Annotated in this window: 14 protein-coding genes; 3 read left to right on the forward strand and 11 right to left on the reverse strand. The window is 74.5% G+C overall.

Annotated elements, in window-relative coordinates; all coding sequences use genetic code 11:
- Nucleotides 1-17: 17 nt before the first annotated feature.
- From EST54_RS22040 to EST54_RS22070, 7 genes are all read right to left on the reverse strand, one after another.
- Nucleotides 18-4748: a coiled-coil domain-containing protein gene (locus EST54_RS22040; RefSeq protein ID WP_129249444.1), complete on the reverse strand. Its 4731-nt coding sequence runs from the start codon at nt 4746-4748 to the stop codon at nt 18-20.
- A gap of 267 nt (nt 4749-5015) precedes the next feature.
- Entirely contained in the window at nt 5016-5915 is a 900-nt protein-coding gene (locus tag EST54_RS22045; protein WP_372448111.1) for a hypothetical protein, read from the reverse strand.
- Nucleotides 5916-6087: 172 nt separating this feature from the next.
- Nucleotides 6088-7611: a hypothetical protein gene (locus EST54_RS22050; protein WP_174857492.1), complete on the reverse strand. Its 1524-nt coding sequence runs from the start codon at nt 7609-7611 to the stop codon at nt 6088-6090.
- 292 nt (nt 7612-7903) lie between these two features.
- Nucleotides 7904-8548 (reverse strand): pyroglutamyl-peptidase I, encoded by a 645-nt coding sequence (gene pcp / locus EST54_RS22055; RefSeq protein WP_129249445.1) that lies wholly within the window; start codon nt 8546-8548, stop codon nt 7904-7906.
- 89 nt (nt 8549-8637) lie between these two features.
- On the reverse strand, nt 8638-9606 hold the full coding sequence (locus tag EST54_RS22060; RefSeq protein ID WP_129249446.1) for a DUF979 domain-containing protein: 969 nt from the start codon (nt 9604-9606) through the stop codon (nt 8638-8640).
- Complete coding sequence (locus EST54_RS22065) at nt 9603-10313, reverse strand: DUF969 domain-containing protein (protein WP_129249447.1); 711 nt, start codon at nt 10311-10313, stop codon at nt 9603-9605. The genes EST54_RS22060 and EST54_RS22065 overlap by 4 nt, the downstream gene beginning before the upstream one ends.
- A gap of 161 nt (nt 10314-10474) precedes the next feature.
- Nucleotides 10475-11218 carry a GntR family transcriptional regulator gene (locus EST54_RS22070; protein WP_129249448.1) on the reverse strand — a complete coding sequence of 248 codons (744 nt, stop codon included), beginning with the start codon at nt 11216-11218 and terminating at the stop codon, nt 10475-10477.
- A 298-nt stretch (nt 11219-11516) separates the two neighbouring features.
- Here EST54_RS22070 and EST54_RS22075 point away from each other — a divergent pair, with 298 nt between their 5' ends.
- Genes EST54_RS22075 through EST54_RS22085 form a run of 3 tightly spaced genes read left to right on the forward strand, consistent with a single transcriptional unit; the run spans nt 11517 to nt 13773 of the window.
- Entirely contained in the window at nt 11517-12293 is a 777-nt protein-coding gene (locus EST54_RS22075; RefSeq protein WP_129249449.1) for a LamB/YcsF family protein, read from the forward strand.
- Nucleotides 12290-12910: a 5-oxoprolinase subunit PxpB gene (gene pxpB / locus EST54_RS22080; RefSeq protein ID WP_129249450.1), complete on the forward strand. Its 621-nt coding sequence runs from the start codon at nt 12290-12292 to the stop codon at nt 12908-12910. Before EST54_RS22075 ends, pxpB begins: the two co-directional genes overlap by 4 nt.
- Nucleotides 12910-13773, forward strand: coding sequence for a 5-oxoprolinase subunit C family protein (locus EST54_RS22085; RefSeq protein ID WP_129249451.1), 864 nt, complete (start codon nt 12910-12912; stop codon nt 13771-13773). The genes pxpB and EST54_RS22085 overlap by 1 nt, the downstream gene beginning before the upstream one ends.
- 67 nt (nt 13774-13840) lie before the next feature.
- Here EST54_RS22085 and EST54_RS22090 read toward each other — a convergent pair whose 3' ends face one another.
- Genes EST54_RS22090 through EST54_RS22105 form a run of 4 tightly spaced genes read right to left on the reverse strand, consistent with a single transcriptional unit; the run spans nt 13841 to nt 20770 of the window.
- Nucleotides 13841-17473: a hydantoinase B/oxoprolinase family protein gene (locus tag EST54_RS22090; RefSeq protein WP_129249452.1), complete on the reverse strand. Its 3633-nt coding sequence runs from the start codon at nt 17471-17473 to the stop codon at nt 13841-13843.
- Nucleotides 17470-18411: an SGNH/GDSL hydrolase family protein gene (locus tag EST54_RS22095; RefSeq protein ID WP_244942588.1), complete on the reverse strand. Its 942-nt coding sequence runs from the start codon at nt 18409-18411 to the stop codon at nt 17470-17472. The genes EST54_RS22090 and EST54_RS22095 overlap by 4 nt, the downstream gene beginning before the upstream one ends.
- Nucleotides 18408-19646 (reverse strand): glycosyltransferase, encoded by a 1239-nt coding sequence (locus EST54_RS22100; protein WP_129249453.1) that lies wholly within the window; start codon nt 19644-19646, stop codon nt 18408-18410. Before EST54_RS22100 ends, EST54_RS22095 begins: the two co-directional genes overlap by 4 nt.
- The gene (locus EST54_RS22105) at nt 19643-20770 is read right to left on the reverse strand and encodes a glycosyltransferase family 4 protein (RefSeq protein ID WP_129249454.1); all 1128 of its coding nucleotides are present in this window, start codon (nt 20768-20770) and stop codon (nt 19643-19645) included. The genes EST54_RS22100 and EST54_RS22105 overlap by 4 nt, the downstream gene beginning before the upstream one ends.
- Nucleotides 20771-21057: the final 287 nt, after the last annotated feature.

Consider the following 21057-nt stretch of genomic DNA (forward strand, 5'->3'; position numbering starts at 1 on the left):
GGCCCCCGCGCCACGGCTCACCCGGCGGTCTCGTCCAACTGCTCCGCGGACGCGGACTCTTCCTGCTCCTCCGGCTCCTCCGGCTCCTCCGGCTCTTCCGGACGGCGGTACATCCGTGTCGCCGTGATCTGGCCGTGCACCGCTTCGCCGGACGGGTCCGGCTGCGGCAGGCCCGGCCGCAGATGCTCCTCGACGCTGATGTACTTCAGTCCGGCCCGCAGGTCGGCATCGTTGCGCAGCCGGATGACCAGCGGGAACTCCGCGAGCGCGGTGGTGTCGAAGAGGCCGGTGGTGTAGAGCAGCTGGACGCCGAGCGCATCGGCGACCGCGCGCTGCAGCTCCAGCAGATAGGTCGCGTTGGCGCGGCCGATGGGGTTGTCCAGGAACAGCGTGCCGGCGTGCCGCTGCTTGTCGCGGCCCCGGTCGTTGCTGCGCAGCGCCGCCATCGTGCAGTACAGCGCGATGGCGGCGGTCAGCAGCTGGCCGCCGGAGAACACATCGCCCATCTGCCCGACCGGTACCCGCTCGGCGCGCAGCACCGCGTCCGGCTTGAGGATCTCCACGGCCACCCCGCGCGGCTGGAGCGCCGCGCTGACCCCGCGCAGCAGCAGGGACATCCCGTCCCGCCGCAGATCGCTGTTCTTCTTCACGGCCGCGCGGGTCGCCTCGTCGATGACCTCGCCCAGCCGCTCGGTGAGCGTGGCCTGGTCGGGGTCCTCGAAGCGGATCCGCAGGAACTCCTGCCCGGACCACTCCCCCAGCCCCTCGGGCAGCCGGGACAGCCGCTGGGCGGAGCGCAGCGTCGTCAGCGACGACTCGACCAGCCCGCGGAGCCGGTCGACGATGGAGTCGCGGTTGCGCTCCAGCTGCGCCAGCTCGTCGGTCAGTACCCGCAGCCGCGGGGCGAAGGCGTCCGCCCACTTGGCGGCGTGGTCCGGGAGGGCCGAGGCGGGCAGCTCGCGGATCTGCTGGCGGGCGGGGGTACGGACCTGTTCGTAGCGGGTGGAGTTGGCGTGCCGCACGAGGATGTCGCTCGCCTCGCGCACCGCGGACTCGGCGGTGGACAGGTCGGCGGCGCAGCCGCGCAGCGAGCGGCGGGACTCGGCGGCGTCCTGCCGGGCCTGCGGCAGCGCGCCCGCGTACGGCTCGATCGGCTCGTCCGCCGCGTCCTCGGGGTCGTTGTTGTCGCGCAGCAGGTCGCGCAGCAGCGCGGCGGTCTCGTCGAAGCCGCCGGCCGCGTCCTCGGCTCCGCGGTGGGCGCGCAGCAGCTCCTCGTGCTGCGCCCGGGCGCCCTCCAACGCCTCGGTGGCGGTGGCGAGTTCACCGGAGGCGGTGCGCAGCAGCTCCTTGGCCCGGTCCGCGTCGGCGGGCACCAGCTCGTCCGGCAGCTCGGTGTGTGCCTCGCCGTCGGTGGGGGCGAGGCGTTCGGCCTCGCCGCGCAGCCGGCCGAGCTGTTCACTGGCGGCCGAGGCGCGCGTCTCCAGCATGTGCACCCGGGATTCGGCGCGGGACGCGGCGGCCTGCCGGGACGGGCCGTCGGCGGCGTCCGGGCTCTCCAGGAGGGCTTCCGCGCGGGTGCGGACCTTGTTGGTGAGGCGGTTGAGCTCGGCCAGGGCGGCGCTCTCGTCACCCTCGGCGCGGGCCTGTTCGGCGCGCAGATCCGCGCCGACGCCGACCTTCTCGTAGAGCTGGGAGGCGGCGCGGTAGGCCTCGCGCAGCGCCGGCAGCGAGGCGCTCGCCCCTTCGGGAGCCTCCCCCAGGTCGTCCGGTACGCCGGCGATCTCGGCGCGCTCGGCACGCAGCGCGCGGGCAGTGCGGCGGGCGTCGTCGGCGGCGCGCTGGGCGGCCCGGCGGTCCTCGTCGGCGGCCCGCGCGCGGTCCACGCACTCCTCGGCGCGAGCCTCGAACTCGGCCGCCTCGTCGGCGAGTTCCCGCTGCCGGGACTGCCAGGAGGCACGCTCGCGCAGCCGGTGGGCCAGCCCGGCCAGCAGATCGGCGGCGCGGCGGGCACGCTGGGCGGTCTCCTGCCGCTCGTCGCGCACCCGGGTGGCCTCGGCCGCGGCCTCCTCGGTCCCGTCCCGGGCCGCACGGGCCTCGGCCAGCTCGGCGGCGGCCTCCTCGGCGGCCGCCCGCGTCTCGTCCGCCGCGGCCGCGAGTTCGGCCAGACGGCCGGCCGGGCAGCCCGTACGCCACGAGCCGAGCCGGGCGGCCAGCGCACGGTCCCCGGCGAGCCGGGCGGCCAGCGCCCGGATCTCCTCGTCGCGCTCTATGGCGCGCGCCCGCAGCGCCTGCCGCTCCTCGTCCGCGGCGGACTCGTCGTGCATCGCCGGGTTCGGCGGCACGAGGAAGACGCCGGATTCCCGCTCGTCAGCGGCGGGCGTGGGCGCGAGCAGCGCGGCCGCGGTACCGACCGCGACGGCCGACCGCGGCAGCAGTGCGGCCTGGGCGAGCACCTCGCGGGCCCGGGCATGGGTCTCCGGGTCCGTGATGATCACGCCGTCGACGAGCTCGGGGCGGGCGGCGAGCACCCGGGTGTGGTCGGCGGGGTCGACGGACTGGGCGAGATAGCGCCAGCCCGGCAGCGCGGGCACACCGTGCTCGCCGAGGTACTCCACCGCCGCCAGCACATCGGGCCCCGGCGGCAGCAGACCGCCGTCACCCAGCGCGCCGAGGATGCGGGCGTCGTCGGCGGCGGCCGTCCGCAGGTCGAACAGCTGCCGTTCGGCGGCCGCGACGCCCTCCTCCAGGAGTTCGTGCAGCCCGTCGGCGTTACGGTCCAGCTCCTCGGCGGTCAGCGAGCCGGCGACGGGACGGCGCGGGACGCCCTGGTCCGCCCCGGGCGTCCCGGGCGCGGCCGTACGGGGCGCGGGCACGCCGACGGACTTCGCCTCGGACTGCGGAAGTCCGAGGAGGTCGGCGAGCCGCTGCTCGGAGCCGAGGGACTCGGCGGCCCGGCGCTCGGCATCGTAGGCCCGCCCGGCGGCCTCGGCGGCGTCCTCGGCGCGGGCCGCGGCGAGTTCGGCGGCGGAGTGCCTCGCTGCGGCCTCGCGGGCGCGGTCGGTGGCCTGCCGGGCGGCCTCGCGGGCCGTGTCCCAGGCCTCGACGGCGGTCTTCTCCGCGTCCGAGGCGGCGAGCGCGGCGCGGGCCGGGTCGGCGTCGGGGGCGCTGTCGTCCAGCCACCCGGCCCGGACGGCCTCGGCGGTCTCCTCGGCGACCTCGGCCAGCCGCTGCTTGAGGTGATCGGCCTCGCTGCGGGCGCGCTGTGCGTGGGTGGCGGCCGAGGTGGCGTCGCGGTGCGCGGACTCGCCCGCCTCCTGGAGGGCGGCGGAGCGCTCCTCCTCCTCGTTGGCGACGCGCTCCCCGGCCTCCGCCGCCGCGTGCAGGGCGCGCACGAGGTCGGCGGCGGCGGTGGCGCGGGCGGCGAGTGCCGGGGCGGCGTCCCGCTCGGCCTCGCGGATGGCGGCGGCGACCCGCGCGGAACGGTCGGCGGCGGCGCGGTGCCGCAGCGCGGTCTCGGCGGCCTGCCAGGCACTGTGCAGCGTACGGGCGTCGTTGAGCTCGCGGCGCTGGGCGGCGGCGCCCTTCTCCGCGGCGGCCAGCGCCAGCGAGGCGTGCCGGTAGGCGAGTTCGGCGGAGACCAGGGAGCGGCGCTCGCGGATCCGCTCGGCGTCGGTGACGCGGTGCGCCGCGGTGGCGACCTGCTCGGCCAGCTCGGCGGCACGGCCGCGCTCCTCGGTGCCGCGGGCGTGCAGCCGCTGGGCCAGGGCGCGGGTGCGGCGCTCGGCACCGGCATGCACCTCGCGGGCGCGTTCACGCTGCTCGGCGGCGTCCGCGATGCGCGACAGCAGGTCGAGCGACCCGGCGGTGAAGTCCCGCTCGGCGGTGAGCTCGGCGCGCCGGCCGAGCTTGTGGGCGAAGCCGTGCACCAGGTCGGCGAGGCCGTCGGTGTCGCGGGTGTCCGTGACGGCACGCAGCAGCAGGTCGGTGAAGTCCGAGTCGTTCTTGACCGCGAACAGGCCGGCCGCCTCGCCCTCGTCGGCGTTCATCTCCCGCTGGTAGCGGAAGAGTTCCGGGTCCAGGCCGAGCTCGCCGAGGTGTTCGTTCCAGCGCTCGTGGATCTCTTCCCAGACGACGTCGAGGTTGGGGTAGCTCTTCCCGGCCTCGGTGAGGACGTCGCGGAAGCCCTTCATCGTGCGGCGCCGGCCCTGGGCGCCGGAGCTGCCCTCGCCGTCCCCCTGCCGGGGGCGGATCACGGTGGCCTCGGCGACGGGGAGCGAGTCCAGGCTCATCCCGGGGCCGGGCCGGAAGCTGTACCAGGCCTCGGCGAACTTCCGGGGGTCGTTGGAGACCTGCCGGCCGCGCCACTCGCTGACCTTGCCGACGACCACGCTCTCGCCGGTGAGGACGTGCTGCCATTCCAGGGCGACATGGCCGCAGTCGTCGGCGAGCAGGAATTTGCGCAGCACGCCGGAGCTGGCACCGCCCAGGGTGTTGCGGTGGCCGGGCAGCATCACCGAGAAGATCAGCTTGAGCAGGACGGACTTGCCGCCGCCGTTCTCCAGGAACAGGACGCCCGCGGGGGCCGGGCGGCGCGGCGGGCCGACCGGTTCGTCCTCGAAGAAGTCCGCCTGCGCCGGGGCCGGGTGGGGTACGGGGGCGCCGACTCCACGCAGGTCCAGCACCGTGTCGGCATAGCGCGCACCGGCGGGCCCGATGGAGTAGAGACGGACCCGGGACAGCTCGTACATGGCGGACTCTCGTTGTCGTGTGGGGGTGGGTTCGGGGGTGGGGGGAGGAGTCGGTATCGAGCGACGCCCTGAAGCGTCAGGGGCCGGAACGGTCGTCGGTCGGAACGGTCAGCGGGCGGAACGGTCAGCGGGCGGAACAGGCGTCGGTAGGAGCAGTCAGCGGGCGGAACAGTCGTCGGTCGGAACGGTCGTCGGTCAGGAACAGTCAGCGCTCAGCAGTCAGCGGTCATCAGTCATCAGCCAGCCCTCAGCAATCAGCCACTCCCCTCACCCCGAGTGGAAAGGCAGGCCGGCGTCCGAGACCAGGTCGAGGTCTTCGGTGTCCTCGCCCGGCAGCAGTGCGGCACTGCCGTCGGCGACGGGGACGATGCCCAGCTCCAGGAGTTCGGCCATGGCGGCGCTGCCGGCCATGTCGCGGACCTGGAGCTGATAGCGGGCGGTGGTGCGGTAGGCGCCGCCGGAATCGTCGCCGGTGCGCTGGAGGAATCCGGAGTCGACGAGGAAGGTCACGGCCTTGGCGATGATCCCGGTGGTCGAACCGGCCAGCCGTCTGGCGTCCTTGGTGGCACCGGTCGCGCTGCGCCGGGCGTAGATGCGCCAGGCGGATTCCAGGCCGGGGGCGTCGGTGGCCGGGTCGGTGTTCTCGCCCTCCTGCTCGGCCCGCTCCTCCAGACGGCGGCAGGCCTGCCGGACGAAGGCGTCCACGCCGTTGACCGTGATCCGGCCGATGTAGCCGTCGTCGGCGAGGTCCTCGGGGCGCGGGAAGGCCAGCGCGGCGACGGCGAGATGGGCCAGGCCGTGCAGGAAGCGGTCGGCGGAGTCGGCCGAGGCACGGCGGGCGTACTCACCCATGCGGACCGCGAAGACGGAGTCCTCGGCGGCGGTGACGGCCATCCCGGCGCGGGTGGAGACCTCCAGGACGACCAGGCCGAGACCGGTGGCGACGGCGTCGGCGAGCCGGGCGAAGGCGGGCTCGTCGCGGTAGCGCCGCAGGAGTTCGCCGTATTCGGCGTCGCGGGCGGGCAGCAGCTTGGGCTGGAGGCCGAAGGAGACCAGCCGGGCGGCGTCCGCGGCATCGGCGGGGGTGACGGGCGCGGGCCCCGCCGCGGCGGCCGGACCGGCGTCGGCGGTGGGCGCGCCCCAGCCCGGCTCACCGGCCCCGGACACCAGGTCCGGCTGCGGCGCGTCGTCGTACTGGGTCACGGAACAAGCTCCTTGCGGGGGACGGTCTCGGACATCTCGTGCCGGCGCGACGCCGGGCCGCCGCCCGGCGCGCTCCGGTCCGGCGGGGCCGGGCGGGTGGTGCCGCCGGTCGGTCGGTCGCCCCGGGCGCGGGCCATCACGCCACCTCCGAGCGGTCCGCGGCCATGCCGGCGGCGTCCAGCAGAGCCGTGCCGACGATGAGGTCGGCGCCGCCGAATTCGGGGTCTATCAGCTCCGTGCCGTCATCGACGGCGAAGAGCAGCTGCTGCTCGCCCTGGCGGTAGGCCGTGCCGACCGGCGGGCTGGCGGCATGGACCGCCAGCAGGGCGACGAGGTAGGGGAGTTCGGGATCGCCGCGGCGTGCCTCGGCGAGCAGGCCGGAGAGCCTGCGCGGGGCGTCGGCGGGCAGCGTGAGCAGCGCCATCGCGGCGTCGAGCTGGGCCTCGGTGAAGCGGCTGTCGTCGGGGGTCGTCACCAGGTCGGGCTCGGGCATCTCGGCGCCGAGGTGCTCGCGCTCCACGGGCGGGGTGAGCAGCACCTCGACGAGGTCGCCGACGCGGACGGCGGAGGGCGTGCGCAGGCCCGTGCCGTGGGCGAAGAAGGCGTCGGTGACCCGGATGGCCTGCTCGGCGGGGAGCGGCAGCAGGGGGGCGACGAGCTGGCCGTACAGATCGAGTCCGGAGCGGGCGACGGGGGTGGCGAAGGCCTGCCGGTCCTGCTCGGCGCGGAAGAGCGGGCCGGCCTCCAGCAGCCGGGACTGGAGCTGGGTGTGGCGGCGGATGCAGTCCTTGACGATGTCGACGAGCTCGGCGGCGCGGCGCTTGTGCTCGGGCTCCTCGGTCTCGTCGCGGGCCTTGCGGATGTTGGTGAGGATGGCGTTCTCGTGGCGGTAGCGGTCCGCGACGTGGTCCAGCGCCTCGTTGATCATGTCGGGGACGGTCTCCAGCCAGTCGACCGCGCGGACGTTGCGGCGGGTGGCGTCCAGGGTCCGGCGCAGGGTCTCGGCGTACTGCACGGTGCGGTAGCGGGCCTGCTCGGCGGCGAGCTGGGCGTCGGCCAGCCGGCCGCGGTTGATCAGCACCTCCAGCTTGACCTCGGCGGCGATCTGGGCGCTGGTGACATCCGTGTCGAGCGCGCCGACCAGGACGTTGACCGCTTCGTCGGTGGCCCGCAGATAGACGCTGCCGCCGCTGCCCGGGACCTCCTCGATGAGCTTGAAGTCGTAGTCGCGGCGGACGTATTCGCCCTCGGTGGTGAAAGTGCCGTAGACGGCGCGGAAGCCGCGGTCCACGCTGCCGACGTTGATCAGATTCTCCAGCACCCAGCGGGCCACCCGCTCGTGCTCGCCCGCGGGGCGGCGGGGGGCCTGGGCGGCGACCCTCGGGAGCACCTTCGCCACTATTTCCTCGTGGTCGGCGCCGGTGTCGAAGTCCATGTTGAGGGTGACCAGATCGATGACGGCGAGCGCCACCTCCGCCATGGCGTAGCCGCCGTATTCGCCCGCGAGGTTGGCCTTGCGCACGTCGAGGTCGTGCAGCGGCGCGGTGCACGCAAGGGCGCGCAGCCGGCGGGCCAGGCCTTCGTCGGCGGCCGGGCCCGGCGCGGGCCGCTGAGGGCCGTTGAGCTGGGGCGCAGCGGCCCCCGGGGCGGGAAAAGTCACGTCGCACAGAGTAGGCGCTCGCACTGACAACGGACGAAACGGCGCGGATCCGTGCATGGGTGGAACCGCTGGTGGATCCGTTGACGGGCCGCCCGCCGGCCGACGCACCAGTTTACGACGGGGCCCGCCACGGCCGGCCGCCAGGTCCTCTCCGCCTCGCTCGGCCGGTCCGGCGAAGGACGGCGAAAAGGCGGCGAAATGGCAGCAAATCAGCCGGGAAAGGGGTGAAAAGGCAGCGGGCCGGGGGCGGTCTGCGCCTCGGGCGCCGCCACAGGTGTCCCGGCGCCGCCGCTCAGTGGGTGGTGCCTCCGGCGGCGCGGATATCGGTGTGGGTGTGTGCGGCGGTGAGGGCGATCTCGCACAGGGCCCGGGTGACGGCGGTGACCGGGAGCGACGGCTGGGCGCGGTCGACGACCTGCTCGGGCGCATAGGGGACGTGCACGAAACCGCCGCGCAGGCCCGGCAGTTCGGTGGCGATGAGATGGGCGAGGCCGTAGAAGACGTGGTTGCAGACGAAGGTGCCGGCGGTGTGCGAGACGGAGGCGGGCAGCCCGGCGGCTCGGATCGCGGCCACGCAGGCCTTGACCGGCAGGGTGGAGAAGTACGCGGCTGGGCCACCGGGGACGATCGGCTCATCGATGGGCTCGGCACCGGCCGCGTCGGGGATGCGAGCGTCGTCCAGGTTGATGGCGATGCGTTCGACGGTGATGTCGGGACGGCCGCCCGCCTGGCCGGCGCACACCACTATGTCGGGCCGGGTCTCCTCGATCGCGGCGCGCAGCACCGCGATCGAGGCTCCGTACACGCAAGGCAACTCGACGGCGGACACCTCGATGCCGGGCGGCGGCGCTGCCGCGGCGGCCCGAACCGCCTGCCAGGAGGGGTTGGTGGATTCACCGTCGAACGGTGCAAATCCGGTCAGCAGTACCCGGGTCATTCGGTCATCCTCGGTGCGGTCGTCCGGGGGCGGAGGCGGGGCACGGTGGCCGGGGCCACCGTGCGCGACGGTGCGGCGGCGGCACCGGCTCAGAAGGCGAACAGCGCCATGATGACGATGTTGCAGCCGAGCAGCACACCCGCGGTGGGCAGCTGCGCCTTGATGGGTCCGTACTGGTCCTTCAGTTCCAGCAGGGCCGCCGGAACGATGTTGAAGTTGGCGGCCATCGGCGTCACGAGCGTGCCGCAGAATCCGGCGAGCATGCCGATGGCCAGGACGGCGGCGGGGTTGCCGTCGAAGTGGCCGATCAGTACGGGCCAGCCGACGGCCGCGGTCATCACGGGGAAGGCGGCGAAGGCGTTGCCCATGATGAGCGTGAAGGCGAACATGCCCACGCAGTAGACGACGATCGCGATGTAGAGCGAGTCCTTGGGCAGCACGGAGGCGGTGAGCTTGCCGACCTGGTCGCCGACGCCGGAGACCTGGAAGATGGCGCCCAGCGTGGCCAGCATCTGCGGCAGCAGCATGGCCCAGCCCATGGTCTCCAGCATCGAGCGGCCGGACTCCACGGGCACCGAGATCCGCTTCTCACGGAGCATGATCATGCCGACGGCGAGGGCCACGACGGCTCCGATGCCCAGGCCCAGAATGGTCTCGCTGCCCTCCTCCAGGACCGGCTGCCCCCCGAAGGAGAGGTGCTTGACGCCGATGGCGCAGGCCATGGCCACCACCGGAATGGTGAGCGCGGGCACGAACAGCTTGTTGCCCAGGCGGGCGGCGCTGGCCGTGCGCTCCTCGGGGGTGGTGGTGCGCGGGGTGCCCCGCCCGGTGAAGCCGAAGCCGGCCAGCGCGGCCATCAGGAGGACGGCGACGCCCAGCGGCTCGGCCGGCGCCTGCTTGGTGACGACCCAGCTGCTGTAGATGAAGCCGGCGCCGATCAGGCCCCAGAAGGCGCCGGTGCCCAGGCGCTTGGGGTTGCTGCGGTCGGTGACCATACCGGCCGCCATCACCAGGAAGCTGAGGCCCACCAGCCAGTAGAACCACTCTGCCTTGATCACTTGGTGGCCTCCACTACGGCGTTGTCCGGGACGTTGGCGGTGAGCAGTTCGCGTTCCAGGTGGCGGTCCAGGCGCAGCAGCCGCCAGCCGTGGACCACGAAGGCGCACACCGCGGTGGGGATCGCCCACAACGCGAGCTGCAGCGGTTCGAGGTGGGTGCCGTAGGTGGTGTTGACGAAGCCGGTGATCAGCAGGATCGAGCCGACGGCGAGGAAGACGTCCTCCCCGAAGAACAGGCCGACGTTGTCCGCGCTGGCGGAGAAGGACCTGACCTTCTCCCGTGTCCGGTCCGGGAGTTGGCCGAACCTGCGTTCCGCCGCGCCCTCGGCCATCGGGACGGCCAGCGGACGGACGGTCTGGGCGTGGCCGAAGACATTGGTGAGCCCGACCGCGGCGCCGATCTGCCGCAGACCCAGGTAGAGCGCGAGGAAGCGGCCGGTGGTGAGCCGGGCGAAGCGGGCGATGAGGTTGCGGGCCTGTTCCTGGAGGCCGTAGCGCTCCAGGAGGCCGATGACCGGGAGGGTGATCGCGAAGATGGTCACGGCCCGGCTGCCGGCGAAGCCCGCGCCGAACGCGGCGAGCACCTTGCCCGGTGACAGTCCGCCGAGGAGGCCGGTGGCAATGCCGGCCACCCCCACGACCAGGAGGGGATTGCGTTTCGTGGCGAAGCCGATCACGACCACGAGCACGCCGAGGAGCACGATCATGGGTCCGCCTTCCGCGTACGGGGACTCAACGAGTCCGTGAGGAGAGGGAGAAGATTGCAGCGGAGGCTAGGCGATTGTTCAACGATCCGACAAGGGGTCTGCGCGAACGGATGTCCGACGGATCTCCGGGACCCCCCGCGCGGCGGTGCACACCGCGCGCCTCATCCCTCCGCGATGCGCTCGGCGTAGGCGCCCGACAGCTGACGGCGCGCGTCCTCCAGATAGGCGTGCAGCAGCCGCTCGGCCTCGGGGGCGTCGCCCGACTGCAGGACTTCCACGATCTGGCGGTTGCGGGTCAGGTAGGGCGCGTAGAAGCGCCGGGGGTCCGCCATGACGTGGAAGACCAGCCTGAGCTCGGCCAGCACCCCCCGCATCAGCTCCTCCGTGCGCGGGCTGCCGGCCAGGGCCACGATTCCCTGGTGAAAGCGGATGTTCGCCGTCGAGAGGTCCTGCCACTCCCGGGCCTCGGAGGCGGCCTCACCGGCCTGTACGGCGGTCTCGATCGCCGCGATGGCCTCGGTCGCCGCGGCGCCGTAGGGCCCCTCCCCCAGGCTTCGTACCGCCGCACACTCCACGAGCGTGCGCACCCGGTAGATGTCGTCCAGGTCCTCGACCGTCACCACCCGCACGAACACCCCGCGGTTGAGCTCGTGCACCAGCAGCCGCTCATGGGTCAGCAGCCGGAAGGCCTCCCGCAGGGTGTTGCGCGAGACGCCCAGCGCACCGCCGATGCTCTCCTCCGAGAGCCGGGCGCCGGGCGGGAAGTAGCCCTCGGTGATCCGGTCGCGCAGGATGTCGGCGACCCGCTCGGCCGTACTGGAGCGCCCCAGCTGGGCACGGTCCCGCTCCAGGCCGGCGACCTCGGTGAGCCGCCCCTGATCGTTCTTCGCCGCGCCGCCGGTCATGCCGCTCCCCGCTCTCGTGCCGTACCGGGGCGGCCTGTGCGGCACCCGGCGTCGTATGAGCGGAAGTCAATCCCAGACGGGAGGACGAAACAACGCATCCGCCGCCGGATGTGGCACACCTCTTGTCGGATCGTTGAACGATCCCCTACGTTGTCCCCGACGACGGTCGGCTGGCGTGCCCTCGGGGGAGCACCACTGCGGATACGGGCCGGCCGGGACGAACCGCGCGCCCCCACCCGCCGACGGGCCGCCCGCGCCCCGCATCCCACCGGCATCGAGCACCCCGGAACGGACAGACATGAGCGACCCAGCGGCTCCCTGCGTCATCGACCTCAACGCCGACCTCGGGGAAGGCTTCGGCCGCTGGCAGCTCACCGATGACGAGGCCCTGCTCTCCGTCGTCACCAGCGCCAATGTCGCCTGCGGCTTCCACGCCGGCGATCCGTCCACGATGCGCCGGGTGTGCGAACTGGCCGCCGGGCACGGCGTCGTGATCGGCGCCCAGGTCTCCTACCGCGATCTGGCCGGCTTCGGCCGCCGCGCGATGGACGTCCCGCCGGACGAACTCGCCGACGAGATCACCTACCAGATCGGCGCACTGGAGGTCTTCGCCCGCGCCGCCGGCGCCCGCGTCGGCTACGTCAAACCGCACGGCGCGCTCTACAACCGCTGTGTCCACGACGAGGAGCAGGCCCACGCCGTCATCGCCGGCGTCCGCGCCGCGGGCGGCGCCCTGCCGGTCCTCGGGCTGCCCGGCTCCCGCCTGCACGAGGCCGCCCGCGACGCGCAACTCCCCGTCGTCGGCGAGGCGTTCGCCGACCGCGCCTACACCGCCGAGGGCACCCTGGTGCCCCGCCGCGAGCCGGACGCGGTGATCCACGACCCCGACGAGGTCGTCAAGCGCGCCCTCGGCATGGCTCGCGACCAGGCCGTCACCTCCCGCGACGGCACCCGCGTCGCCCTGACGGCGCGCTCCCTGTGCCTGCACGGCGACACCCCCGGCGCCGCCGACCTCGCCCGGCGGGTCCGGTCCGAACTGACCGCGTCCGGCGTCCGCCTCCGGAGCTTCGTATGAAACCGCTGCCGGTCGGGGAACACGGGCTGCTGATCGAGCTGGACAGCGCGGAGGAGGTCGAGGCCCTGCACGCCGAACTGCTCCGGCGGGCCGCCGACGGTGCCCTGCCGCCGCTGCGCGAGATCGTGCCGGCCGCCCGTACGGTCTTCCTCGACGGCCTCGCCGACCCGCGCGGGCTGCTCGCCGAACTGGCCACCTGGGACATTCCGCCGCTGACCGCGGGAGACCGTCCCACCGTGCGGATCCCGGTCCGCTACGACGGCCCCGACCTCGCCGATGTCGCCGCCCTGTGGGGCGTCACCCCCGAGGAGGTCGTACGGCTGCACTCCGCCACGGAGTTCCATGTCGCCTTCTGCGGCTTCGCCCCCGGCTTCGGCTATCTGACCGGGCTGCCCGAGCCGCTGCACGTGCCGCGCCGGGACACCCCCCGCACCAAGGTCCCGGTCGGCTCGGTCGCCCTCGCCGGCCCGTACACCGGGGTCTATCCCCGCTCCTCCCCCGGCGGCTGGCAGCTGATCGGCACCACCGACACCGTCCTGTGGGACCCGCGCCGGGAGCCGGCGGCGCTGCTCGTCCCGGGTACCCGCGTCCGCTTCGTCCCGCAGGAGACCGCCTGATGACCGACCGCGCCTTCTCGGTCGTCCGGGCCGGTGCGCTCACGACCGTCCAGGACCTCGGCAGGCCCGGCCATGCCCACCTCGGGGTGCCACGCGCCGGCGCCCTGGACGCGCCCGCGCACCGCCTCGCCAACCGCCTGGCCGGCAACCCCGGGTCCGCCGCCACCCTGGAGACCACGCTCACCGGCTGCGCACTGCGGGTCCGTACGGCCACCACCGTGGCCGTCACCGGCGCCCCCTGCCCGGTGACCGTCGACGGCCACCCCGCCCCCTGGGGTGCCCCGGTGCGCGTCCCGGCGGGCGCCGTCCTGGACGCGGGTCCGGCCACCCACGGGCTGCGCTCCTACCTCGCCTTCGCCGGCGGCATCGCCACCGAGCCGGTCCTCGGCAGCCGCGCCGCCGATCTGCTCTCCGGCCTCGGGCCCGACCCGCTCACCGAGGGCGCGGTGCTCCCCCTGGGCGATCCGCACGGCCCGCCGGCCACCGCGGACGCCGTCCCGCACCCGGGCCCGGTGACCGAGCTGCTGCTCCCGTTCCTGCCCGGCCCGCGCGACGACTGGTTCACCGAGGCCGGTCTGCGCACCCTGGTCACCGGCCGTTTCCGGGTCTCCCCGGCCGGCAACCGCATCGGGCTGCACACCGAGGGCCCGCCCCTGGAGCGCGCCCGGGCCGGTGAACTGCCCAGCGAGGGCATGCCGCTGGGCGCCCTCCAGGTCCCGCCGAACGGCCTGCCGGTCCTCTTCCTCCACGATCACCCGACCACCGGCGGCTACCCGGTCGTCGGCGTGGTCCCCGAGCGCTTCCTGGCCCCCGCGGCGCAGGCGACGCCCGGGACACCGGTCCGGTTCCTCCGGATGCGCTAGGCCTGTCCGACGGGTGGGGCCCCAGGTGTGCTGACCTGAGAGGTGGGTGTCCGTGCCGGCCGCCGGTTCAGCCGTCGTCCGGCGTCCCGTATCCGCCGCCGCCCGGTGTACGCATCACCAGTACGTCGTCCACCCCGACGTCGGCCGCGTCACAGCCCGCGAGGTCCTCTCGTGAACCGTCCGCCCGCTCAAGGGAGTTGACGCCCAGCGCCCCCGGAGCGCCGCCCGCCATGCCGTACGGCGCGACCCGGCGGTGGTTGGTCAGCAGGGCGACGGTCATCGGCTCCAGGAAGCGCAGCCGGCGCTCGACCCCGACGCCGCCGTGCCAGCGGCCCCTGCCGCCGCTGCCGGCGCGGAGGGTGAAGGCGTCGACCCGGACGGGATAGCGCCATTCCAGCACTTCGGGGTCGGTCAGCCGGGAGTTGGTCATATGGGTCTGGACGGCGTCCGCGCCGTGGAAGCCGTCGCCCGCGCCCGATCCACTGGCGACGGTCTCGTAGTACTGCACCCGGTCGTTGCCGAAGGTGAGGTTGTTCATGGTGCCCGACCCCTCGGCCTGGACGCCGAGGGCGGCGTAGAGGGCGCCGGTGACCGCCTGGGAGGTCTCCACGTTTCCCGCGACGGTGGCCGCCGGGAAGACGGGGGCGAGCATCGAGCCCTCCGGGATGCGGACCCGTACGGGTTTGAGGCAGCCGCTGTTGAGCGGGATGTCGTCGGCGACCAGGGTGCGGAAGACGTACAGGACGGCCGCCATCACCACCGAGGTGGGCGCGTTGGCGTTGCCGGGCTGCTGGGGTGAGGTGCCGGCGAAGTCGAGTACGGCGCTGCGGGCGGCGCGGTCGACGGTCAGCGCGACACGGATCTCGGCCCCGCTGTCGGTTTCGTAGCGGCAGCTGCCGTCCGACAGCCGTGCGATGATCCGCCGCACCGATTCCTCGGCGTTGTCCTGGACGTGCCCCATATAGGCCTGGACGACGTCCAGGCCGAACTGCTCGGTCATCCGGCGCAGTTCCTCGATGCCCTTCTCGTTGGCGGCGATCTGGGCGCGCAGATCGGCGAGGTTGGCGTCCGGGGCGCGGGAGGGGTACGGGCCGGCGGTGAGCAGGTCGCGGGTGGCGCGTTCGCGCAGCGCGCCGTCGCGGACCAGCAGCCAGTTGTCGAAGAGGACGCCCTCCTCCTGGATGGTGCTGCTGAAGGCGGGCATCGAGCCGGGGGTGATGCCGCCGATCTCGGCGTGATGGCCCCGGGAGGCCACCAGGAAGAGCAGCTCGGGAGGGGTGCCGGCGCCGTCCGGCGCGTCCTGGTCGAACACGGGGGTGACGACGGTGATGTCCGGGAGGTGGGTGCCCCCGTGGTACGGGTCGTTGACCGCGTACACGTCGCCCGGCCGCATCTCCCCGCGGCGGCGTCTGAGCACCTCCTTGATGGACTCCCCCATCGAGCCCAGATGCACCGGGATGTGCGGAGCGTTGGCGATCAGATTGCCGTCGGCGTCGAAGAGGGCGCAGGAGAAGTCGAGGCGCTCCTTGATGTTGACGGAGTGTGCGGTGTTCTCCAGGCGGACGCCCATCTGCTCGGCGATGGCCATGAAGAGGCTGTTGAAGACCTCCAGCATCACCGGGTCGGCTTCCGTGCCGGCCGCGACCCGGTCGGTACGCGGCCGGGTCCGGGTCAGCAGGAGGTGGCCCGACTCGCCCGTCTCGGCCTGCCAGTCGGGGTCGAGGACCGTGGTCGCGTCCTGCTCGGCGATGATCGCCGGGCCGGTGAGGACATCGCCCGGGCGCAGGTCGGTGCGCCGGTGAAGGCCGGTGTCCCGCCACCGTCCGGCCGTGTACATCCGGACCGTCGCGGCGGGCCGCAACTCCCCCTCCCGGCCGCCGGATCCGGCCTCGTACCCGCGTGCGCCGCCGGCCGTGCCGCGCGCCTCGACCGAGACCGCCTCGGCCACCAGCGGCTTGTCCATGGTGAAGGCGTAGCGCGTGCGGTGTGCCCGGACGAAGTCGGCGGTCATGGTGTCGGCGTCGGCCAGCGGGACGCCGATGGTGGAGTCGGTCCCGGCATAGCGGATCAGCACCCTGGCCCGCGTGGTGACCGACTCGTCCGGAACCCCGTCGTCGAGGAGTTCGCGCCGGGTCTGCCCGGCGAGCGCGTCGCAGACCTCGCGCACCCGGCGCAGCGCATCGGGGTCGGTGAACTCCGCCTCGACGGCCTGTTCGCGCATCGCGGTGGCGTCGGCGACGCCGATGCCGTACGCGGAGAGCACCCCGGCCAGCGGGGGGACGAGCACCGTGCCGATGCCCAGCGCGTCGGCGACCGCGCAGGCGTGCTGGCCGCCGGCGCCGCCGAAGCTGGTGAGGGCGTAGCGGGTGATGTCGCGGCCGCGCTGGACGGAGATCTTCTTGACGGCGTTGGCCATGTTGAGCACGGCGATGTCGAGGAAGCCGGCCGCGACCTCCTCGGGGCCGCGGTCGTCCCCGGTCTCGGCGGCGGCCCGCGCGGCGAGCTCGGCGAAGCGGGCGCGGACCACCTCGGCGTCCAGCGGCTGGTCGCCGTCCGGTCCGAAGACCGCCGGGAAGTGGGCGGGCTGGATGCGTCCGAGCATCACCTGGGCGTCGGTGACGGTGAGCGGTCCGCCGCGGCGGTAGCAGGCCGGGCCCGGGTCGGCGCCGGCCGAGTCCGGGCCGACCCGGTAGCGGCGGCCGTCGAAGTGGAGTACGGAGCCGCCGCCGGCCGCGACGGTGTGGATGTTCATCATCGGGGCGCGCATCCGCACGCCCGCGACCTCGTTCCCGAAGACCCGCTCGAACTCGCCCGCGTAGTGCGACACATCGGTGGAGGTGCCGCCCATGTCGAAGCCGATCACCCGGTCGTGGCCGCCGGCCTCGGCGGCGCTGCGCGCCATGCCGACGACGCCGCCGGCGGGTCCGGACAGCACCGCGTCCTTACCGCGGAAGTGCTCGGCCTGCCGCAGTCCGCCGTTGGACTGCAGGAACATCAGCCGGATACCGGGGAGTTCGGTGGCGATCTCGTCGACGTACCGGCCCAGGATCGGGGAGAGGTAGGCGTCGACGACGGTGGTGTCCCCGCGCGGCACCAGCTTCATCAGCGGACTGACCTCGTGCGAGCAGCTGACCTGCGCAAAGCCCGCGCGCCTGGCCAGCTCGGCGACAGCCCGCTCGTGGTCGGTGTGGCGGTAGCCGTGCAGCAGCACGACGGCGGCGCTGCGCAGGCCGTCCGCACGGGCCCGGATCAGCGCCCGGCGGACGGGCTCGGCGTCCAGCGGCCGGACGAGCTCGCCATGTGCGCCGATCCGCTCCGGTACCTCGATCACCCGGTCGTAGAGCGCTTCGGGCAGCACGATGTGCCGGTCGAAGATCCGCGGCCGGTTCTGGTAGGCGATCCGCAGTGCGTCCCGGAAGCCTTCGGTGGTCAGCAGGACGGTCGGCTCGCCCTTACGCTCCAGCAGGGCGTTGGTGGCGACGGTGGTGCCCATCTTGACGACGGAGACCCGCTCGGCGGGCACCGGTTCGTCCGGGCCGAGCCCCAGCATCATCCGGATGCCGGCCACCGCGGCGTCCCGGTAGCGCTCGGGGTGGTGCGAGAGCAGCTTGCCGGTGACCAGCCGCCCGTCCGGCCGCCTGCCGACGACGTCCGTGAACGTGCCGCCGCGGTCGATCCAGAACTCCCAGCGCCCGGTCATCCTGCCATTGTCGCAGCGCCCTTCACCGTCCCGGCGGTTTTCCCCAGCGCGGCGCCGCCCGGCTCGGTCAGGGCGGCGAGCGCGGTGCGGGTGGCGCGCTCGGCCGCGGCGTCCAGCAGCCGGCCGGAGCCGGCCACACCGTGCCGGCACTCCTTCAGGGCCAGGGAGAGCAGGCCGGGCAGCAGGTCCGTGCACCGGTCGGCGACCCAGCGGGTGCCGCGGGTCGCCATCCACACGGCCGATCCGGCGCGGGTCGGCGGCGGGCCGTCGAGGGCGAGCGCGGGCGGCGGCCCGACCGACAGGCCGGCGGCGGTGAGCGCTGTATGGAAGCCGCGGGCCAGCAGCCGGTGGCCGCGCTCGCTGGGGTGCAGCCGGTCCACGCTCCACGAGGCGCGCTCGGCGACCCAGGGGTGGTCGGCGAGGTGCAGATGCACGCCCTGGTAGCGGGCGGACACCGCATGGACCACGGTGTTGACCGCATGCATCCGGCGGGCGAGCGGACGGGCCAGCGGCCCGGGCAGCCCCAGCATCCGGCCGGGGTCGGGCAGACAGGCCGTCAGCACCACGGCCCCGTCGGCGCTCAGCGCGCCGTGCGCCCGGTCCAGCGCGGCCGTGACCCGCTCGATGGCGAAGGCGGCGCGCAGGGTGTCGTTCGCCCCGACGATCAGTGAGGCGAACCGCGGACGCAGCTCCCGTGCCAGGGGCAGCTGCCGCTCGGCCACGTCCGCCGTCTGTGCGCCGCTGCACGCCAGGTTCACCAGCTCCACGCCCCCCGGCCGCTCCCCCAGCGCCCCGGACAGCAGGGCGGCCCAGCCGCGCCAACCGCCGCCCGCAACGGGGTCGCCGAGGCCTTCGGTCAGCGAGTCACCGAGCGCGACGAAACGGGCCGGAACCGGGAAGCGGTCGCCGGTCGCCGTCCCCTGCAACCTCACCTTCACCACCCGCCCCTCGGACCGGCCGGGTACGGCGAGGCCGCGGCGGCGAGGGAACGGGCCAGCGGGGCGGGCGCGTCGTGCGCGGCCAGGAAGGCGTCGACGGCGGGCTGCCAGCCGTAGCCCTCGGCCCGCCGGCGGGCGGCCGCGCGCCGGGCGGGCTCGGGCCGGGCCAGCACCCGCTGGACGGCATCGGCGTACGAGGGCCCGTCGTCGAGGGCCGTGTCGCCGCCGCTGCCGACGAGGCCGGCCAGCGCCGAGGCCGCGCTGGCGACCACCGGCGTGCCGCAGGCAAGCGCCTCCAGGGCGGCCAGCCCGAACGTCTCGGCCGGTCCGGGCGCCAGCGCGACATCGGCGGCGGCCTGGAGCGCGGCGAGGCGGGACCGGTCGGCGAGGTGCCCGAGGAACGCCGCGGGCAGCCGCTCGTCCCGTGCCCGGGCCTCCAGGCGGGTGCGCAGCGGGCCGTCACCGACCACCACCAGGGCCGCGTCGACCCCGCGCCGCCGCAGCTGGGCCAGGGCGTCCAGGGCCCGTCCCGGCCGCTTCTCCTGCGACAGCCGGGAGCAGAGCAGCAGCAGGACCTCCGCCCGGCCCGCGGTGCGCCGGCGCAGCGCGGCGCTGCGGCAGTCCGGATGCCAGGCGTCGAGATCGACACCGAGCGGTGCGCGCACCACGTTGCGCGCGCCGACCCGGGTGAACTCCGCCGCCGCCCACTCGGTGGTGCACACGACCCGGCTGTAGGCGTGCGCCGTACGGGTGTTGAGCCGGTCCGCGGCGGCGCGGGCGAGCGGCTGCGGGACGCCCCAGGTGCGCAGCACCCCGTCCACGCTCTCGTGCGAGACCATCATCGCCGGCACCCGGGCCCGGCGCGCCCACTCCCCCGTCCAGCGCAGCGTCGTACGGTCGGAGACCTCCAGCCGGTCGGGAGCCAGCGCGGCCAGCAGCCGCTGCAACCGGGGACGGTCGGTGAGCATGCGGTAGCCACCGCTGCCCGGCAGTTCCGGCCCCGGCAGGGTGATCACCCGTCCCTGTGCGGTGTCCTCGTCGTGGATCCGGGCCGGCGTGCCCGTCCCGTCCGGCCGCGGCGGTCCGGGCACGATGAGCACCGGCTCGTGGCCGGCGGCCCGGTAGCCCGCGCCGAGTTCGCGCAGTGCGGTGCGCAGCCCGCCGGAGGCCGGGGTGACGAAGTTGGCGATCCGGACGATGCGCAGGCCCCTCCCGGAGTCGTGCCGCGCGGTCATGCCGCCACCGCCGTCCGGTCGCTCAGCACGGCCTCGTAGTGGGCCAGCAGCTGGTCGCCCACCGCCTCCCAGGTGCGCTGCGCGACGGCGCCACGGGCCGCGGCACCGTACCGGGCGCGCAGCTCGGCGCTGCCCGCCAGGAAGCGCACCGCGTCCCGGAAGGCGGCGCCGTCGCCCGGTGTCACCAGCAGCCCCGTACGGCCGTGGTCCACCAGGTCGAGCGGGCCGCCCGCCCGCGGCGCCACCACCGGCACACCCGAGGCCATCGCCTCCTGCACGGTCTGGCAGAAGGTCTCATACGGCCCGGTGTGCACGAAGACGTCCAACGAGGCGTAGAGACGGGCGAGTTCGTCGCCGGTGCGGCGGCCCATGAAGCGGACCTCCGGCAGCGCGGCCCGCAGCCCGGCAGCGCTGGGGCCGTCGCCGATGACGACGGTGCGCACGCCCGGCAGCCGCGAGGTCTCTGCCAGCAGCCGGACCTCCTTCTCCGGCGCCAGCCGGCCCACGTACCCCACCAGCAGCTCCCGCCCCGCGGCCAGCGAGCTGCGCAGCACCGCGTCACGCCGCCCGGGGTGGAACCGTTCGGAGTCGACACCGCGCGGCCACAGATGCACCCGCGGCACACCGTGCTCGGTGAGATCCAGCAGGGCGGCACTGGACGGCGCCAGGGTGCGGTCGGCGGCGGCATGCACCGCCTTGATGCGCCGCCAGGCCGTGGCCGCACCGCCGCCGAGGTAAGTACGGGCATAACGGCCCAGGTCGGTCTGGTAGACGGCGATCGCGGGCACCCGCTGCCGGGTGGCGGCCGCCATCGCGCGGGCGCCGAGGACGAAGGGACTGGCGAGGTGCACCAGGTCGGGGCGGTGCCCGGCGAGCGCGGCGGACAGCCGCCGCCCGGGGAGCGCGATCCGCACCTGCGGATAGCCGGGCAGCGGCACCGAGGGCACGCGGACCACGGGGCAGGGGCTCTCCTGGGTACCGGAGGCCGGCGCGGCGCCACCGAGCGGTGCGATGACGAGCGGATCATGACCGCGCCGGACGAGGTGCCGGGCGGTTTCCAGGGCGCAGTGGGCTACGCCGTTGACATCGGGCGGGAAGGATTCGGTGACGAGGGCGACACGCATACGGCTGTTCTCGGCGCACCGTGCGTGGAGGGAACCAAGGGGATCTTTCCAGCCGGAGAACGTCTCCCCACGATTCGCTGCGCTCTGCTTGGCTCCCACGTTGTCGGCTTTCCCGCCGTGGGGGTTGCTCGCCTTTGCGCTTTGCGGCGCGCCCCACGTTGTCGGCTGTCCCGCCGCGGTGGCTGGTCGCCGTTGCGCCTGCGGCGGGCAGGTCCGCTGCGCGGGGCTGTCGGGTGCGGTGACGGGCCTCCGCGGGTGGGTGTCCGGACTGCTTCGCTTTACGTCCG

Source organism: Streptomyces sioyaensis (assembly GCF_004122735.1).
GTDB classification, from domain to species: domain Bacteria; phylum Actinomycetota; class Actinomycetes; order Streptomycetales; family Streptomycetaceae; genus Streptomyces; species Streptomyces sioyaensis.

Excerpts from the sequence above, each read along its gene's own strand:
- EST54_RS22075 (WP_129249449.1), top strand. The coding sequence starts at position 11,517 with ATGAGCGACCCAGCGGCTCCCTGCGTCATCGACCTCAACGCCGACCTC.
- pcp (WP_129249445.1), bottom strand. The coding sequence starts at position 8,548 with ATGACCCGGGTACTGCTGACCGGATTTGCACCGTTCGACGGTGAATCC.
- EST54_RS22100 (WP_129249453.1), bottom strand. The coding sequence starts at position 19,646 with ATGACCGCGCGGCACGACTCCGGGAGGGGCCTGCGCATCGTCCGGATC.
- EST54_RS22040 (WP_129249444.1), bottom strand. The coding sequence starts at position 4,748 with ATGTACGAGCTGTCCCGGGTCCGTCTCTACTCCATCGGGCCCGCCGGT.
- EST54_RS22090 (WP_129249452.1), bottom strand. The coding sequence starts at position 17,473 with ATGACCGGGCGCTGGGAGTTCTGGATCGACCGCGGCGGCACGTTCACG.
- EST54_RS22105 (WP_129249454.1), bottom strand. The coding sequence starts at position 20,770 with ATGCGTGTCGCCCTCGTCACCGAATCCTTCCCGCCCGATGTCAACGGC.
- pxpB (WP_129249450.1), top strand. The coding sequence starts at position 12,290 with ATGAAACCGCTGCCGGTCGGGGAACACGGGCTGCTGATCGAGCTGGAC.
- EST54_RS22085 (WP_129249451.1), top strand. The coding sequence starts at position 12,910 with ATGACCGACCGCGCCTTCTCGGTCGTCCGGGCCGGTGCGCTCACGACC.
- EST54_RS22070 (WP_129249448.1), bottom strand. The coding sequence starts at position 11,218 with ATGACCGGCGGCGCGGCGAAGAACGATCAGGGGCGGCTCACCGAGGTC.
- EST54_RS22065 (WP_129249447.1), bottom strand. The coding sequence starts at position 10,313 with ATGATCGTGCTCCTCGGCGTGCTCGTGGTCGTGATCGGCTTCGCCACG.